Here is a 17,146-nt window from a genome sequence, read left to right on the forward strand (position 1 = left end):
GGCCTCGTATGGGACGAGCGTTTCTTGGGCGTGCGCTTCGTGTCTTGGCCTCGCGGCTGCCGTTGTTATCGCTTGCGGCAGCGACGATCGTCGTGGCCGCGCCGGGGTGCGGGTGGCCGTCTTCCAAGCCGAAGGCTGCGATGTCGCTGGGCTGTAGCGAGGATCAGCTCACGATTCAGCCGAACACGACGTACTCGGAGATCGTCTCCGGCTGCGGGAAGAGCGATGTGATGACGCTCGAAGGCGGCAGCTGGGCTTCTCTGAGGGAGCGGGTGGCATTCGAGCTGTCCTGCCCTGCCAGCGAAATCGATGTGAAGATCATCAGCTCGTCGTTGTATGGCGTGACGGGTTGCAACAAGAAGCTGGTGTATAAGTACGTTCCCAATGCCGGGATTGTGATTCAGTCGGTGCAGGATACAGGCGGGACGGGGCCTGCGGACCCGGCAGCGATGACCAAGTGAGCTCCTACGCCGTTCATTGGAACGTGCTCCGAGCCCGACTACATCGGAGAAGCGAGCCGTGCCTGCGACTTTCGGCGCGCGTTGCAGATTGAGGGATCGCCTCTCGCCGTGTGGGAGTATGATCACTACCAGATCGCTCTTCGGGTCTGCGCTAGGGCCGAGCGGTACGCGGAGGTCATCGCGAGCGTTCACCACCCATGAAGCGTGAGCTGCTCGTCATCGGCATACGCGATACCGATCGAGGGCCCGCGGGAGCCCCCGCCGCCGTAGCCGCCCGTGCCGCCCCAGCCGCCGTAGCCTCCTCCGCACGCGCATTCGCCGCCCAGCTCCGGCGCCTGCCCCGGCGGGCCTCCTTGCACGCCCTGCCCGCCGTGTCGGCCTCGGCCTCCCATGCCTCCGGCGCCGCCCGGGCCCGTGATGACGCGCGTTTCTCGCAGGATCAGCTTGCTGCCCGGATGGGCGAAGATCGGGATGAACCCGGGCACGGCGGCGTCTCTCTCCGCGGCTGGCCGACTCCGGCTCGGCAGCGGTAGCGGCATCCGCTCTCCCGGCTGCGCGGAGCGGCCCCCGGCTCCGAACCACGGCCGCCCCGCGGCTACGGAGATCGCGCTGGTGGAGCCATGGTGCGCGCATCGCCGTTCGAGGCAGCCGGGCAGGGGGGCTCGCGCTGCTCCACGGTCCGGGGGGGAGACGGCAGCGTCGTGCTAAGGTCCCTCCGTGCCGAAGGAGAAGGTCAGGCCGGGCGAGGTCCTCATCGCGCGCAACAAGCGCGCAGGCTTCGATTACGATCTCGGTGACCGGTTCGAGGCGGGGATCGTCCTCAAGGGGAGCGAGGTGAAGATGCTCCGCGACGGCAAGGCCGACTTGACCGACTCGTTCTGCACGGTCCTGCGGGGCGAGGCGTTCTTGCACGGCGTGAGCATCGCCGCGATGGCCGGCGCCGCCTTCGGCCACTTGCCGAAGGGCGCGCGCAAGCTCCTGCTCCACCGGCGCGAGATCCAGCGCATCGACCATTCGATCGCCCGTGAAGGGATGACCGCCGTCGCTACCCGGCTCTACTTCAAGAGCGGCTTCGCCAAGGTCGAGATCGCGCTGGCGAGGGGGAAGAAGATCTACGACAAGCGCGAGGCCATCAAGACGCAAGACGCCGAGCGCGAGGCGCGCGCCGTGGTGGTGCACGGACAACGACGGTACGGACGCGCGTGACGCGCCGGCGAGCTCCGCCCGGCGTCTGATCCTCCCCCGCTTCCGTCGACGCCCCCGACGACACCAGGAGGCAGGGATGGGACGGCGAAAGAGGAGGGGGCCTGACGCCATGGCGATCCTCAGCGGGTGAAGCCCGTCTGGCTCATCGCCCTGTCGGGCCGCATCCCTCGACCGTCAGGAGAGCACGTCGGCGGCAGTCTTCGCCCCGAGGACGTTATCGATCCAGCGGTCGAGGGTCGCGATGTCCGTGCATGCCTGGATGCGCGCGCCCTCGTCCTCGGTGAGCGCCATCCCTGCACGCGCGAGCAGCCGCAACAGCGTATCCCTCTTGCCCTCGAGCTTGCCCTCACGGATGCCCTCGAGCTTGCCCTCACGGATGCCCTTGAGCTCGCCCTCGCGCATGCCGCGATCGATGAGCTTCTGCACGAACGGGGGAAACGCCGCCTCGCCTTCGATCTGCCGTTCCATGACCAACGCCTCCAGAGCCTGCCGCATCGGCTCACGCAACGCGTTCCAGATGAGCTGAAAGTAGACCATCGCGTGCTCCTGGTCGAGCCGGCCAAGGGCAACGAGCGCCGCCAGGACCACGGCGAGCCCGTTCGGCCCGTTGCCGTGCGCCACCGCCGAGAGCACGGCGAGCTCCGTCTCCGCCTCCGCCTCGCCTGGATCGGTGATCTCGGGGACGACGGCCGGGCCGAGCACCAGCGGTGCGACGTAGCCGAGGCCCAGGCCGAGGTCGATGCGCTCCGCCGCCCAGGCAGCCACGCCGGCGTCCGGCGCCACCACGAGCACGACCGTGCGGCAGCGCGTCTTGGCGCGCACGACCGTGACGTACGTCGGCCACGAGAACTTCTTGTTCGGATCCATGTCGCGCTGGACCTCGAGGACGATCGCCAGCACGATCGTGCCGCTCGCGTCTCGAAGCTCGAGCACCAGGTCAGCGCGGAACTCCACGGGGAGGAGCTGGTCGAGCGACGACTCGACCACCGCGGCGGAGTCGTGCGGCGGCACCTCGACGTGGAAGAGCGTCGCGAGCAAGCGGGGCGCGAGCGCCGGGTCCTCACGGAACATCTCGACGAGGGCGTTGTGCTCGAGCGTCGGCATGACGGTCGGCCTCGAGCACGCCCCATGCCGACACGAAATGACGGGAAAAACCGAGGAGAGCGCCAGCTCAGGGGGTGGCGGCGCCATGGCGGGGCTGGAGGCGACCATGCCCCGCTCCGCGGGAGGAAATGAAGTCGGCGTAACGTCTGTCGCCGTCGCGGAATCCCAAAGGGATCAATGCGCAATCAAAGACATCGTCCTTCCTATTCGAAGGGATCGAGCCCCCTTGTGCATACCCACCTCGCGCGCCCGGCCCTCCCGGCGAGCGCCCATGCCGCCCTGACCGCTCCGCTGCGCTCGCGCGCGATGCCGACGGAAACACCATCGAGGTCGTCCACCACGGCCGACAAGATCACGTTCCGACCTGGGCGAGGTCGCCGCCATCAGGCGCTCACCCGCCACCCTTGCGCACATGATGGTGGATCCGGCGACTCCCGAGCGAGGCGCTTCCACCATTCCTGATTCCGGTTTCGCCCTCCCAGTGGTATCGTAGACGACATGCCCCGGTCTCGGTGGCCAGGAGCGTTGTCGCATCAGCGCGTCAACGAGCTTGGACACGGCGACGGCACGGAGGGTACCGCTCGTGTGGCAAGCATCGGCTTCCGTTGGACAATCTGACGCCAATCCCCCGATCAGCGCCCGCGCCGCTCTGGCGCGCGCTGGCCGCTCCGGCGACGCCGGCCCCGCCTCTTCCGCAGCCGGGCGGGGCGACGTCGCGCAGGACCCCCGGCGCAACCAGGTCGTCGCCGGGCGGTACAAGCTCCTGCGGCTGATCGGACGCGGCGCCATGGGCGAGGTGTGGCTCGCGCACGACAGGGCCCTGCGCATCGACGTCGCGCTCAAGCTCCTCACCGTCCAGCGCGAGAGCCAGGCTGGCACCGCGCTGGAGCGCTTCCGGTTCGAGGCCCAGGTCGCGGCGCAGCTGGCGCAGAAGACGGACCACGTCGTCGCCGTGCGCGACGTCGGGAGCGACCCCGAGGCGGGTCCGTACCTCGTCATGGGTTACGTTCGAGGCCGGTCGCTGAGGCAGCTCATGCAGGAGCGGGGCCCGATGTCCCCGGCGGAGCTCGCCCCGCTCCTCGGCCAGATCGGAGAGGCCCTCTCGGTCGCGCACGGCCTCGGCATCGTGCACCGCGACGTCAAGCCGACGAACGTGCTGCTCGAGGAGGAGCGGAGCGGCGAGGTGCGCGCCAAGGTCGCGGACTTCGGCATCGCGAAGTGGATCCGGAAGGACCTGCCCGCCGATTTCCCCCGTCGCACCGCCGACGGCGTGGTGCTGGGCACGCCGGCGTACCTGAGCCCGGAGCACGCATGCGACGGGGACACGAGCGCGCACTCGGACATGTGGGCGCTCGCGGTCGTCTCGTACGAGGCGCTCACGGGCCAGCTGCCCTTCCCGGGCCAGACCATGAGCGACGTGCTCGCCTCGATCCTGGCCAGCGCGCAGCCGCCGCGGTCGTCGCTGTGCCCGGCGGCGCCGCCAGCGCTCTCGGGCTGGTTCGCGCGCGCCTTCGCCCTGGATCCGACGGAGCGGTTCCCCTCGATCGAGGCCATGGTCGCCGCCTACGAGGCCGCGGTCGGCGCGTCGGCGGCGCCGGCGCGCGCCGAGCCCGCGCGCCGGGGCAAGCTGGGCCTCGCGGCCGGCCTCGTCGTGGCGCTCGGCGTCGTGCTGTCGACCGGCGCGCTGTGGGCGCAGGTCCAGGTCCCCGGCGCGCTGCGGGCGGCGAGCGTCGACGCGCGCGCCGGGGCCATGGTCCGCGCCGCGCAGGCGCGCATCGCCGCCCAGGCGAGCCCGCGCACGGCCGCGCGATCGGGGGACGCCGCGACGGCGGGGGGCGCCGCCCCCGCGCCCGAGGAGGCCGCCGCCCCGGCGGCCGCGCCGCGCCCCCTTGCCGCGCAGCAGGCCTCGCGCCCGGTCGAGCCCCGCCCGGCGCCGCGGAGCGCGCGCGCTCCCCGCGGCGACCGCGGCGAACGCGGAACGAGCGCGAGGAACGCGCCCACCGAACGCGATCTGCTCAGGACGCGCCACTGAGCGGTGGGTCCGTCGCCCGGGCGCCGCGGCGCGAGCGCCCGGATCGGCGCCCTGGCGCTCATCTCATCTCGAGAAACAGCCGATCGGGACCCTGCGCACCCGACTAGCCGGGCTCGCCCGCCTCCGGCGGGTTCAGCGGGAGCTCCACCACGAACGTCGCGCCCGCGCCCGGATGGCTCTCCACCCGGATGGATCCGCCGTGCGACATCACGATCGAGCGCACGATGTACAGCCCGAGGCCGAGGCCGCCGAAGTTCCGCACCGACACCGCGCGCTCGAAGCGCTCGAAGATCCTGCCCTGATCGGCCTCGGCGATCCCGATGCCCTGATCCCGGACGACCACCAGCGCGCGATCGGCCTTCCGCCGCACGCCGACGAGGATGGGCCTCTCTGCACCGTACTTCATCGCGTTCGACAGGAGGTTGATGACGACCTGCTCCACGCGAGACGCGTCCCAGTCGCCGACCACGGGCTCGTCCAGATCGAGCTGGATCGGGCAGCGGGCGTCCGCGAGCTGCGGGCGCATCCGGTCGACGACCTCGCGCACCAGCGCCGTCAGATCGACCGGCGCCCGCGCGAGCGTCAGCCGCCCGGCGTTCAGCCGCGTGACGTCGAGCAGCTCGTCGACCAAGCGCCCGAGCCGCAACGTCTGGCGGCCGAGCGTCTGGAACATCCTCTCGAACCGCTCCGGGGGGACGTCCGCGAGCGAGCGGCGGCGAAGGGCGCGCTCGACCGCCTGGACCTGCATCTGCAGCGAGGTCAGCGGCGTCTTGAGCTCGTGAGACGCGACGACGAGGAACTCGTCCCGCCGCTGGATCGCCTCCTGGGCCTCGGCATACAGACGGGCGTTGTCGAGCACGAGCGCCGCGCGGCGCCCCAGCTCCTCGGCCAGCTGTAGGTCGGCGGGACCATGACGGCGCTCGGGCGCGGTCGCCAGCAGGGTCATGACGCCGAAGTACCGGTCGCGCGCGAGCAGCGGAACCCGCAGGAAGGAACGGACGCCGAGCCGATCCCAGGGGGGCCTGACCCGGGGGTCGAGCGAATGCACCTGCTGCAACAGCGGCGTGGCGCGGCCATCTTCCCCCGCGGATCCGGCCGGCGACGCCTCTGCCAGAGCGCGCAGCGCGTCCTTCAGCGCTCCCAGCTGCTCGCCGGGCACCCCTGCGACGGCCGTCGCACCCGGCGTCCTGTCTTCCAGGAGCACCTCGATGACACACTGATCCGAGAGCTCGGGCACCGGGAGCTGCGCCACGCTCTCGAAGGTCGCGCCGTAGCCCAGCATCATCAGCTTGCGGCTCGCTTCGGCCAGGAAGCGCTCGGCCTGCTCGGCCCGCTTGCGCTCGGTGATGTCGGTGGAGATGCCGCCGACCGCGCGGGGCGCGTGCCCATTGCCGAGAGGGAACTTGACCGACAGGAAGGTGTGCGGCCCGCCCTGAAGCGGCACCTCCTCCTCCCACTCCATCGGCGCGCCCGCCTCGAGCACCTTCCGGTCGTGCTCGCGGATCATCTCGGCGACGGGCGCAGGGAAGAGCTCGGCGTCGGTCTTCCCGACGAGCTGCTCGCTCGGCAGGCCCAGGGAGGTGCCCACATGCCGGTTGGCGAGCAGATATCGACCCTCGTGATCCTTGACGTAGATGGACGTCACCGAGTTATCGACGATGGCCTGGAGGATCTCCTGGTTGGCCTTCAGCGCCTGTTCCGCCCGCCGACGCTCGGCGTTCTCCTGCTCCAGCTCGGCGTAGAGCATCGCGTTCTCCAGCGAGATCGCCGACTGCGAGGCGAGCAGCTCGATGACGCTGAGCCGGCCGGGGGTGAAGGCGCCGGTGACGAGGTTGTTCTCCAGGTAGAGCAGGCCGATCTGCCGGGCCTGCCGCACGATCGGGAGGCACAGCACCGATCTCGGGCGCTTGCGCCGGAAATACTCGTCCTCCATGAAGGGGTGCCGGGCGGCGGCGTCGTCGATCAGCACGCGCTCGTGGCTCCGGCGAACGTAGTTGAGGACGGACTGCGGCAGCGCATCCGACCGCGCCTCGCCCGCGCCGAGCAGCCGTACCGCGCCTCCGGGCGCCCCGATCGCCGCCGCGGTCGACAGGCGATCCTCCCGGAGCAGGAGCACATGCCCCTCCTCGGCGCCCGCGTGCTCGACCATGGTGCGCAGCAGCGTCTCGAGCAGCCGCGGGAGCTTGAGCTCACCGGAGATGCTCTGCGAGGCCTTGACCACCGGCAGGACGTCGAACTGCTCGGCTCGCACGGCGAAGGTGATGGTGGGGGCGATCGGCTTGCGCGGGGCGAGGTGGGGATAACGCTGATCGAGCTGCTCCACCTTGGCGTGAGCGCCCCACGTGAAGTAGGCCGCGCGTGCCCTTCGCAGGTAGCTGTCGGCGGGCGTGGTGAGGTCGCGCGCGCGGTAGAACCCCGCGGCGAGCTCGCAGGCGATCGCCTCGTGCTGGACGAAGCCGGCCTCACGCGCCGATGCGATGGCCTGCTCGTAAAGCCGGCTGGCCTCCGGCTCGTGCCCCCGGAGCCGGGCGATCTCGGCGCGGACCAGAGCGTGCTTGTGGAGGAAGTTGTCGGGGCCGCTCCTGGCCCACTCGCCGAGCTGCCGCTCGCAGTCGAGGAGCCGCTCGGGCAGCGCCCCCAGCGGGGACGGCTGCGCCTCGTGCGCCTCGTGCGCTTCGTTGAAGAGGGTCGCGAGCGCGAGCGCGAGAACATAGAAGCTCTCGGCGACGACCGCGTGCGGCACGACCCTGGGGGGGTGTTCGGCGATCGCGCGGGTCGCCGCCGCCAGCGCCTCTCGGGGAGAGCCGAGCACGAAGAGCGCCTGCGCCTTCAAGCTGTAATAGAAGTCGCGAGCGGTCTCCAGCTTCCCAGCCTCCTCCAGCTGCGCCTCGAAGGCCGGCGGATCCAGCTCGGACCCGTCCAGCATCGAGAAGCGGACCGGCCTCCCGCGCAGCGTCTGGATCATGGCGTGGCCGCCGAGGAGGGCGTTGTGCGCAAACGGGTAACCGACCCTGTGCACGAAATCGAGGCGCTCCTTGACCTCGTGAAGCACGTCCTCCAGCGGCTCGCCAGCGAGCAGCGGGAACAGCGCGGCCCAGATGCAGTTGGTGCACGCCATGTTCAGGTCGCCGGACTCGACCGCGGCGCCGAAGCCGTCGCGCGTGTACGGATACGTCTCTCGGTAGTGGCGTGTCCAGAAGACGACATGGTGTCCGAAGAGGACGACCACCACCGATTTCGTGGTCAGGAGGCCGCTCCCGTCCGCCAGGTCCTGGGCAAGCCTGCCGAACAGGTAAGCCTCCTGGTATCGCCCGAACCTCGAGCTGATCACCATCGCGAAGGCGGCGTACGCGACAGCGGAGTGCTCGGCGTTGCCGTGGCGCAGGCTGAGCTTGACCATGCGCATGACGACGAGATTGTACAGGTTCGGGTCCACGAAGAACGCAGGGAGGGACATGCTCCGCAGGACGCCCATCGTGATCTTGATGTCCGGGTGCGTCATGGGGGGCAGGCGGATCAGGTCCTCGATGGCCCGATCGCCCAGGGCCTGCCAGACGCTCTCGGTCTCCTTCTCGATCTGTGCGTCGGTGGGGTGGAGCGGCAGATCAACGTCGCACGCGCGGAGGCACGAGAGCCCGATCTCCACCGCGCGGGCGTAGTTCCCGCGGGTGACGTTCAGCGCGGCGACGAGCGCGGCGGCGGCGGCCGTCTCGTGCCGGGTCCTCGCGCGAGCCATGAGCTCTTCCAGGCGCTGCTCGGCTTCCTCGAAGCTGCCGGTGATGTACGCGATGTGCGCGCGCTCGAAGGCCAGGTCATAGGTCAGCTCGTGCCGCGCCTCCCACGAGGCCGGCGTGAGCAGCGAGAGGCCCGCGGCGAAGAGCGCGGCGGCGGACTGGAATGCCGCGGCGGCCTTGGCCTTCCTGCCGGCGCGGAGGTTCAGCGCCGCGACCTCATCCCGCTCCGCCTGGGAACGTAGAAGCGCGGCGCCGCGGTTGAGGTGGCCGACGACGTCGAAGAGCGCGTCGTCGCGCTCCTCCGCGCGTTGTGCCGAGAGGAGCAGCCGCCCGATCCCCAGGTGCATCTCGGCGAGCTGTCCCGCCGGGATGAGCGAGTAAGCGGCTTGCTGCACCCGGTCATGGAGGAATCGATAGGCGCCGTCTCTGCGGAGGAGCAGCCCCTCCCGCACGGCCTCCTCGAGCGCATCGCGGAGCTCCGCCGCCGGATGGCCCGCGACGATCGCGAGGGTGTCGAGGTCCAGGCTGCTGCCGAGGCACGCGGCGAGCTTGAGCGCGTCCCGCGTCGGGACCGAGAGCCGCAACAGCTTGCCCGCCATCAGCTCGACGACGTTGTCGGTGAACCCCTTGTCGCGGATCGCGGCGATGTCCCACCGCCACCTGCCCTCCTCCGCATCGAAGGTGACGAGCCCCTCCTGGTGCAGCGCGAGCAGGAACTGGAGCACGAAGAACGGGTTGCCGCCCGTCTTCTCGTAGACGAGCCGCGCGAGCGGCTCGACCTGCTCTGCGGGCGCGTGCGGCGCGTGGACCGTCTCGGCCACGAGCGCCTCGACGTGGGCGGCGGAGAGCGGCTCGAGGACGAACTCGGAGACGGCGGCGCCGCGCTTGCGCGCCTCGGCCAGCGTGAGCCGCAGCGGGTGCGCGGGGCCGACCTCGTTGTCGCGGTACGCGCCGATCAGCAGCAGGTGCTCGGGCCCGGCGTAGGTGGCGAGCTGCTCGAGCAACTGGAGGCTTCCCGCGTCGGCCCACTGCAGATCGTCGAGGAAGAGCGCCATAGGGTGCTCCTTCCGGGCGCACGCGGCGACGACGCGCTGGAGGGTCGCGTGCAGCCGGCTCTGGGCCTCGGTGGGCGGCAGCTCGGGCACGGGCGGCTGCGGGCCGAGGAGCAGCCCGAGCTCGGGGAGCACATCGGCGAGCAGCCTGCCGCTTTCGCCGAGGGCCTCCCGGAAGCGCTGTCTCCAGCGCTCGACCTGCTCCTCGCTCGCGCCGAGGATCTCCTGCAGGAGCGCCCGGAACGCCTGAAGGAAAGCGCGGTAGGGGACGTCCCTCGCGGTTTGATCGAACTTGCCGGAGAGGAAGAGCCCCCGCTCCCTCACGATCGGCCGGTGCAGCTCGGCGACGAGCGACGACTTGCCGATGCCCGCATAGCCCGACACCAGCACCAGCTCTGGCCGGCCCTGCGTCACCACCCGCTCGAACACGGCGAGCAGCGCCTCCACCTCGCGCTCGCGCCCGTACAGACGCTGCGGCACCTGGAACCGGTCGGAGACGTCGCGCTGACCGAGCGCGAAGGGCGGAATGGCGCCGCTCGCCCGCCACCTTGCGAAGCACTCGTCCAGATCGTGCCGCAGGCCGGCCGCGCTCTGGTAACGCTCCTCGGCGGCCTTGGAGAGCAGCTTGAGCACGACCTCCGACAGGAGCGGGGGAATCGACGGGACGAGCGCGTGCGGCGGGACCGGCTTCTGGGCGATGTGGCAATAGACCCACGCGACGGGATCGCTGGCCCGGAACGGCAGAGCGCCCGTCAGCATCTCGTAGAAGGTGACGCCGAGGGAGTACAGATCGGTCCGCTCGTCGACCCAGCGGTTCATCCGGCCCGTCTGCTCCGGGGCCATGTAGGCCAGGGTCCCCTCGATGAGCCCGACGTGCTCGAGATGCTGGAGCTCGCGGGGTATCTGGGACGCAATCCCCAGGTCGGTGATCTTCACCTCGCCGGTGGCGGGGTGGAGGAGCACGTTCTGAGGCTTGATGTCCTTGTGAACGACGCCGTGCCGATGCACCGCGGCGAGCGCCTCCGCCATGCCGGCGGCGAGGGGGAAGAAGCGCTCGAGCGGCATCGGCCCGTCCAGGAGCCGATCGAGCGACACGCCGCCGAAATCCTCCAGGACCAGCGCCGGCTGATCGCCGAGCATCTCGAGCGCATAGGGCTTGACGATCGCCGTGCTCTCGAGCGCCCGAGCAACCTCGTACTCGTGACGCAGCCGCTCGCGGGCACGGCGGCTCGCGTGTTCGCGCCGGAGTATCTTGAGCACCACGGGAAGGCCGTCGCCCTCACGTACGCCCCGGTAAAGAAGGGTGTCTGAACCCTCGTAGAGGACCGCGATGATGGCGTAACGGGACGACGCACCGTGATTGGAGAAGACGGGAATGGTGGTGTCCGCAGGCGCCCTGCTACGGGTCATCGCGACGCATGCTGCCATGCGTTGGCGCGCATCGCCCATCGCTTCGAGCGGGCGATGCGCCAGACATCGTCCGTCCTCCGCGAACCAGCGCGCGCCGCGCCCACACCGGCGCCGCCCTGTCGATGACATCGTGACAGGGCTCGTCGAAGAAGACGCCGACCAGGTGGGCTCGCGAGCCCGGTGAGACAGGGGGCGCTCGCTCGGCGCCGCGCGCAGGCGAGCCCACCCGGTGGGCTCGCGAGCGCGGCGAGGCGGGGATGCGCTCAGCTCATCTCGAGGAACAGCCGATCCGGATCCTCCAGATACCCGATGATCTCGTAGGCGAACGCCGCCCCCACGTGACCGTCGATGATCCGGTGATCGAACGACAGCGACAGCAGCATCACCTCGCCGATCACGATCTGCCCGTCGCGCACCACCGGCTTCTGCTTCATCTGGTGGATCCCGAGGATCGCCACCTCGGGGAAGTTCAGGATCGGCGTCGCGAACAGCCCGCCTTGCTGGCCGAGCGACGTGATCGTGAACGTCGAGCCGCCGAGATCCTCCGGCTTCACCCGCCCTGCCTTCGTGTCCTCGCCGAGCCGCGCGATCTCCTGCGCGATCTCCAGGACGCTCCGGCGATCCGCGTCGCGCACGACAGGCACGATGAGCCCGGCCTCGGTCGCGGAGGCGATGCCGATATGGTAGCTCTTCCGGACGACGATCTCCTGCGCGGCCTCGTCGAAGGTGCTGTTCAGCGTCGGGTGCTTCTTGAGCGCGGCGACGACGGCCTTCACGAAGAAGGGCAGGAACGTGAGCTTGACGCCCGCCTTCTCGGCCAGCGGGCGCAGGCGCGCGCGGCGCTCCTTCAGCGCGGAGACGTCGCACTCCTCGACGAAGGTGAAGTGCGCCGCCGTGTGCTTCGACCGCGACATCGCCTCGAAGATCCGCTTGCGCACGCCGCGCAGCGGGACGCGCTCGTCGCCCGGCGCCGCCGGCTGCCCGCGGCCGCGCTCCCCCTCGGGCCGGGCCGCCACGCGCACCGGCGCCTCGTCCAGCAGCTCGGCCTCCACGGCCGCCGCGCCCGCCGCCCGCTCCGGCGCGCCCGCCGGCCGCTTCGGCGCCACCTCGGACAGCGCCGGGGCCGTCACGGGCGCCACCTCGGCCGCCTCGGGCGCCTCCAGCGCCCGCACGTCGTCCTTCGTCACGCGGCCCCCGGGGCCGGTCGGCGGCACGCGCCGCAGGTCGACCCCGAGGTCGCGCGCCAGCTTGCGCGTCGCCGGCGTCGCCAGCGGCTTCTCGTTGAAGTAGGCCGCCGCGCCGGCGCCCGCGCTGCCGTTCGCCCACGCGGGCCGCGCCGGCACCATCAGGTTCATCCCCGGGAGGTCCTCCCGGATGTCGCCGACCGCCGTCGCCGCAGGCTCGGCAGGGCCGGTCTTCGCGGCGGACTGACGCATCCCCGCCCCGGACGCGGGCGACGGCGCCGCAGGCCGGCCGTGCGCCCCCGCGCCTGACGGCGCCGGCGCCGGCGACGCGGCGGCCGGCCGGTCGTCGAGATCGAACACCACGAGCACCGAGTGGACCGGGACCACCCCGCCCACCTTGCCCCGCGTCTCCACGATCCGACCCGAGCGCGGCGACGTGATCGTCACCGTCGCCTTGTCGGTCATCACCTCGACCATCGGCTGGTCCTCGACGACCACGTCGCCCGGCGACACCAGCCAGCTGACGATCTCCCCCTCCGTGACGCCCTCGCCGATGTCCGGAAGCCTGAACTCGTACTTGCCCATGCGTCAGTACCTCGCCGTCTCCAGGATCGCCGGAAGGATACGATGCGAGAGCGGGAGGTACTCGTTCTCGAGGGTGTAAGGGAAGGGGGTGTCGAAGCCCGTCACCCGGAGCGGCGGCGCCTCCAGGTGGAGGAACGCCTTCTCGTTGACCAGCGCGACGATCTCGGCCCCGAACCCGCAGGTCTTCGGCGCCTCGTGCACCACGATGAACCGGCCCGTCCGCTTCACCGACTCGACCACCGTGTCGATGTCGAGCGGCCAGAGCGTGCGCAGGTCGATCACCTCGCACTCGATGCCCTGCGCGGCCGCCTGGTTCGCCGCGTCGAGCGCCTCGTAGAGCATCGCGCCCCAGACCACGAGCGTCACGTGCCAGCCCGGCCGGACCACGCTCGCCTGGCCGAGCGGGACCGTGTAGTCGCCCTCGGGGACGTCCCCCTTCGCCGCGCGGTAGATGCGCTTCGGCTCGAAGAACAGCACCGGATCGGGATCCCGGATCGACGAGAGCAGGAGCCCCTTCGCGTCGGCCGGGTTCGACGGGCACACGACCTTCAGGCCCGCCACGTGGATGAACTGCGCCTCGGGCGACTGCGAGTGGTAGTGCCCGCCGCGGATGCCGCCGCCCACCGGCGTGCGGATGACGAGCTTCGACGGGTACTCGCCGCCCGAGCGGTAGCGGTACTTCGCCAGCTCGGACACGATCTGGTCGTACGCGGGATAGATGAAATCGGCGAACTGGATCTCCGGGATCGGCACGAGCCCGTAGAGCGCCATGCCGATCGCCGTCCCCACGATGCCGCCCTCCGAGAGCGGCGTGTCGATCACCCGGTCGTCCCCGAACTCGTCGAACAGGCCCTGGGTAACGCGGAACACCCCCCCGACCTTGCCGACATCCTCGCCGAGCACGACGACCCGCGCGTCCCGCCGCATCTCGTGGCGTAGCGCGTCGTTGATCGCCTGGACCATGTTCATCTGAGGCATGCTCTTCGTCTCCGTCTCTCGGCCAGAAGGTGGGAATGCAACCTCACAGGCGCCCCCGCTCCCCTGGGGACCCTATCGATCGCGGGCGGCGGCGCCACCCCGGCCATCGGCGCCGCCCGGCGAGCCGCCCCGCCGACCGCGCCGTCGTCCACGCCGCGCCCGCACGCGCTAGTGGCCGCCGTGGCCCTTGGGCCTCGGGCCCGCCTTGAGCTGCTCCCGCTGCTCGACCAGGTGCCAGGGCGGCTCCGCATAGACGTCCTCGAACATCGAGTCGAGCGACGGCGGCGCCACCTTCTCCGAGACCGCGATGCACGCCTTGATCTCCGCGTCGACCGCCGCCTCGATCTCCCGATCCTGCGCCTCGGTCCAGCCGTGGGCGCGCTCCATGTGCCGCCGCAGCCGCGCGATCGGATCGAGCCGGCGCCACGGGTCGAGCCACGCGTCGGGGCGGTACGCCTTGGGGTCGTCGCTCGTCGAGTGGCCCGACAGGCGGTAGGTCATCGCCTCGATGAGCGTCGGGCCCTCGCCGCGCGCGGCGCGCGCGATCGCGTCGCGCGTCACCTTCACGACGGCGAACAGGTCGTTGCCGTCGACCCGCACCCCGGGGACGCCGTACGCGACGCCCTTGCACGCGAACGTGTTGCTCGACGTCTGGCGCTCGGTCGGCACGCTGATCGCCCAGCCGTTGTTGCGGCAGAAGAAGACGACCGGCACCTTGAACACGCCCGCGAAGTTGAGGCCGCTGTGGAAGTCCGACGAGCTGGTCGCGCCGTCGCCGAAGTAGACGAGCGCGGCGAGCTCGTCGCGCTTCAGCTTCGCGGCCCACGCGAAGCCCACGGCCTGCGTGATCTGCGTGCCGATGGGCGAGCTCACCGAGCCGAAGTGCCCCTCGCGGTAGGTGTAGTGGTCCGGCATCTGCCGCCCCTTCACCGTGTCGTTCGCGTTGCCGAACATGTTGTCGATGTACCGCTGGAGCGGCAGCCCCCGCCAGAGCGCGGCGCTGAACTCGCGGTAGCACGGGAACAACCAGTCCTGAGGCCGCGTCGCGTAGGCGCTGCCGAGGATCGCCGCCTCCTCGCCGAGCGAGCCGACGTGGAACCCGATGCGCCCCTGCCGCTGCAGCGCCACGAGGCGCTCGTCGAGGTGGCGCACGCGCACCATGAACTTGTAGAGGGCGCTCACCTCCGACGGGTCGAGCTTCGGATCGTGCGCGGGATCGAGCGAGCCGTCGTCGCGCAGGACCTTGATCACGTCGTCGGCACACGTGTCGAGCGGGTGCCGGGCGACGGCAGCCTGCGGCTCCAGGCTTGCCCCTGAGACGTTCGGCGGGCGGTCGGTGGAGTACGTCGCGGTGCTCATCGGCTCGCGTGGACACTAATCAAAGGCGCTGCCCGAGACCAGTGCCGAGACGCGGCGTTCGCTCATTCGCTTTACGCGCGACGTTGACTCGTCGCAGCGATCGCGCCGCCGGATTGACTCGCCGCGGCGATCACGGGCCCGCGCGCGGCCTCGCCGCACGTCGCACACCGCACGCCGCGGTGTCGATGTCCCGGCTAGACGTTCCCGGGCTCGGCCGCCTGCGCGAGCGCCTCGTCCACCGCGGCCGCGTCGAGCTTGAACCCGCGCGCGAGCTGCTCGAGCACGCCGCGCTCGTGCAAGCTCACGCCGCCGGAGGCCTGCGCCATGAACGCCGCCACGCGGAGCACCTCGCGCTGGTGCTCGGTCCGCCCGATCGTGCGGGAGACCATGGCGACGCGCTTCTCCATCCCGTCCTCGGCCAGCATCTCGCCGAGGTCGGCGAGCAGCGCCTCGAGCTGCTTTTCGTGGACGAGGTTCTGGCATGCGTCCACGACGATGGCCTGGAAGCGCTTGCGCTCCGCCTCGTCGAAGTGGCCGTCGGCGTTCGCGACGAGGAACGCGGCCTCGATGATCGTCTCGAAGAGCGCCACGGCGGCCGGATCGAAGCCGGTGGGCATCGTGATGTCCTCGATCGGGGGTCGCGCGCTGTAGGCCCTCGCCGCCTGGGCGATGATGGAAGCCACGCGCGCGCGGGGCGTCTCCGCGCCGAGGCGTGACGCGCCGGGAGCGATGCCGCCCGGAGCGATGCCGCGGGGGCGCCTGTCGATGGGAGCGGACATCGTGGTCTTTGACCCTCCTGCCGCCTTCAACGCTCGGACAATCCCCGGGGAGCGTCAAGGCGCTTGCGCCGGCCGCCGCAGCGCGCGGCGAATCCGTTCGGTTTCTCGTCCGACCCGGCCCGCGGGACTAGCGGCGGACGAGGGACGCCGCCGGGACGAGCCGCGCGGCGGGCGCCGGAGCGCCGAGCGCGCGGGGCTCGTCGTCGTCGGGCGCGAGCTCCGCCTCGATCCGGGCGGCCTCGCGGCGCGCCACGGCGAGCCGCTCCTCGAGGAGCGCCTCGACGTGCGCGCCCGCGGGGGCCTCGCCCGCCGGGGCGCCGTCCTGCGACGCCGGAGGGCGGCGGTCGACGAGGCTGCGGACGAAGACCTCCGCGGCCTTGTAGCTCGATCGCACGAGCGGCGCGCTGGCGGCGTAGAGGAAGCCCATCTCGAGCGCCGCCCGCTCGAACGCGGCGAACGTGTCCGGCTCGACGAAGCGCTGCACGGGCGCGTGCTTCGAGGACGGGCGGAGGTACTGGCCGATGGTCACGATGTCGACCCCCGCCTCGCGCAGGTCGCGCAGCGCCTCCAGCACCTCGTCGTCGGTCTCGCCGATGCCGACCATGATCGAGCTCTTCGTGAGCCGCCGCGGCGCCGGCGCGCCGCGCCCCTCCGCGTCCGCGGCGAGGCGCCGCTGCCGGTCCTTCGCGCGCCGCAGCACGGCGAGCGACTGGTCGTAGCTCGACCGGACGTCGCGGATGACGCGGGTGATGCGGCGGACGACCTCGACGTTGTGGGCGAAGACGTCGGGCCCGGCGTCGACGACGGTGTCGACGGCGCTCATGTGGCCCTGGAAGTCGCCGACCAGGGTCTCGATGAGCAGGTCGGGGCGGAGCGCGTGCAGGCGGCTCACCGTGCGGGCGACGTGGTCGGCGCCGCCGTCGAGCAGGTCGTCGCGGTTGACCATCGTCATCACGACGTACTGGAGCGAGAGCCGGGCGATGGCGCGGGCCACGTGCTCCGGCTCGCGCACGTCGACCGCGCCGCGCGGGTCGCCGGTCGTGACCGCGCAGAAGCGGCAGCCGCGCGTGCACACGTCGCCGAGGAGCATCACCGTCGCGGTCCCCTCGCGCCAGCACTCGCCGACGTTCGGGCAGCGCGCCTCCTCGCAGACCGTGTGGAGATCGAGCTTGCGGAACGTCTCCTTGAGGTGGTGGTAGGTGTCGCCTCCAGGAGCGCGGACCTTGAGCCATTCAGGCTTGGGCGAGAACTGCGCCATCAGG

General features: G+C 71.4%; 11 protein-coding genes. 3 read left to right on the forward strand and 8 right to left on the reverse strand.

The features are described 5' to 3' along the window. Window positions 1–8: 8 nt before the first annotated feature. Entirely contained in the window at window positions 9–461 is a 453-nt protein-coding gene (locus WMF33_RS09930; protein WP_437336927.1) for a hypothetical protein, read from the forward strand. A gap of 188 nt (window positions 462–649) precedes the next feature. On the opposite strand, the gene WMF33_RS09935 is transcribed toward WMF33_RS09930, so the two are convergent. Next, the gene (locus WMF33_RS09935; RefSeq protein ID WP_437336928.1) at window positions 650–946 is read right to left on the reverse strand and encodes a hypothetical protein; all 297 of its coding nucleotides are present in this window, start codon (window positions 944–946) and stop codon (window positions 650–652) included. Between the two features lie 232 nt (window positions 947–1,178). Here WMF33_RS09935 and smpB point away from each other — a divergent pair, with 232 nt between their 5' ends. Further along, on the forward strand, window positions 1,179–1,667 hold the full coding sequence (gene smpB, locus WMF33_RS09940; protein ID WP_437336929.1) for an SsrA-binding protein SmpB: 489 nt from the start codon (window positions 1,179–1,181) through the stop codon (window positions 1,665–1,667). Between the two features lie 174 nt (window positions 1,668–1,841). On the opposite strand, the gene WMF33_RS09945 is transcribed toward smpB, so the two are convergent. Then, complete coding sequence (locus tag WMF33_RS09945; RefSeq protein WP_437336930.1) at window positions 1,842–2,771, reverse strand: hypothetical protein; 930 nt, start codon at window positions 2,769–2,771, stop codon at window positions 1,842–1,844. A gap of 787 nt (window positions 2,772–3,558) precedes the next feature. Between WMF33_RS09945 and WMF33_RS09950 the strand changes: the two genes are divergently transcribed. Next, entirely contained in the window at window positions 3,559–4,803 is a 1,245-nt protein-coding gene (locus WMF33_RS09950) for a serine/threonine-protein kinase (protein ID WP_437336931.1), read from the forward strand. 103 nt (window positions 4,804–4,906) lie between these two features. Here the strand turns inward: WMF33_RS09950 and WMF33_RS09955 are convergent, their stop codons facing one another. The 6 genes from WMF33_RS09955 to lipA form a co-directional block, all read right to left on the reverse strand. After that, entirely contained in the window at window positions 4,907–10,999 is a 6,093-nt protein-coding gene (locus tag WMF33_RS09955; RefSeq protein ID WP_437336932.1) for an AAA family ATPase, read from the reverse strand. A gap of 263 nt (window positions 11,000–11,262) precedes the next feature. Beyond that, window positions 11,263–12,768, reverse strand: a complete 1,506-nt coding sequence (locus WMF33_RS09960) for a dihydrolipoamide acetyltransferase family protein (RefSeq protein WP_437336933.1) — start codon at window positions 12,766–12,768, stop codon at window positions 11,263–11,265. 3 nt (window positions 12,769–12,771) lie between these two features. Beyond that, a complete protein-coding gene (locus tag WMF33_RS09965; protein WP_061625212.1) occupies window positions 12,772–13,746 on the reverse strand; it encodes an alpha-ketoacid dehydrogenase subunit beta in 975 nt (324 codons plus the stop codon). 168 nt (window positions 13,747–13,914) lie between these two features. After that, window positions 13,915–15,105: a thiamine pyrophosphate-dependent dehydrogenase E1 component subunit alpha gene (locus WMF33_RS09970; RefSeq protein WP_437336934.1), complete on the reverse strand. Its 1,191-nt coding sequence runs from the start codon at window positions 15,103–15,105 to the stop codon at window positions 13,915–13,917. A 194-nt stretch (window positions 15,106–15,299) separates the two neighbouring features. After that, window positions 15,300–15,884 (reverse strand): tellurite resistance TerB family protein, encoded by a 585-nt coding sequence (locus tag WMF33_RS09975; protein ID WP_061625210.1) that lies wholly within the window; start codon window positions 15,882–15,884, stop codon window positions 15,300–15,302. A gap of 127 nt (window positions 15,885–16,011) precedes the next feature. Next, window positions 16,012–17,142, reverse strand: coding sequence for a lipoyl synthase (gene lipA / locus WMF33_RS09980; RefSeq protein WP_437336935.1), 1,131 nt, complete (start codon window positions 17,140–17,142; stop codon window positions 16,012–16,014). Window positions 17,143–17,146 lie beyond the last annotated feature (4 nt).

The organism is Sorangium sp. So ce394 (genome assembly GCF_051474665.1).
GTDB classification, from domain to species: Bacteria; Myxococcota_A; Polyangia; order Polyangiales; family Polyangiaceae; genus Sorangium; species Sorangium cellulosum_D.

Coding starts and splice junctions, on each gene's coding strand:
- WMF33_RS09930 (WP_437336927.1), top strand. CDS start 9: ATGGGACGAGCGTTTCTTGGGCGTGCGCTTCGTGTCTTGGCCTCGCGG.
- WMF33_RS09945 (WP_437336930.1), bottom strand. CDS start 2,771: ATGCCGACGCTCGAGCACAACGCCCTCGTCGAGATGTTCCGTGAGGAC.
- WMF33_RS09950 (WP_437336931.1), top strand. CDS start 3,559: ATGGGCGAGGTGTGGCTCGCGCACGACAGGGCCCTGCGCATCGACGTC.
- WMF33_RS09955 (WP_437336932.1), bottom strand. CDS start 10,999: ATGACCCGTAGCAGGGCGCCTGCGGACACCACCATTCCCGTCTTCTCC.
- WMF33_RS09960 (WP_437336933.1), bottom strand. CDS start 12,768: ATGGGCAAGTACGAGTTCAGGCTTCCGGACATCGGCGAGGGCGTCACG.
- WMF33_RS09965 (WP_061625212.1), bottom strand. CDS start 13,746: ATGCCTCAGATGAACATGGTCCAGGCGATCAACGACGCGCTACGCCAC.
- WMF33_RS09970 (WP_437336934.1), bottom strand. CDS start 15,105: ATGAGCACCGCGACGTACTCCACCGACCGCCCGCCGAACGTCTCAGGG.
- WMF33_RS09975 (WP_061625210.1), bottom strand. CDS start 15,884: ATGTCCGCTCCCATCGACAGGCGCCCCCGCGGCATCGCTCCGGGCGGC.
- lipA (WP_437336935.1), bottom strand. CDS start 17,142: ATGGCGCAGTTCTCGCCCAAGCCTGAATGGCTCAAGGTCCGCGCTCCT.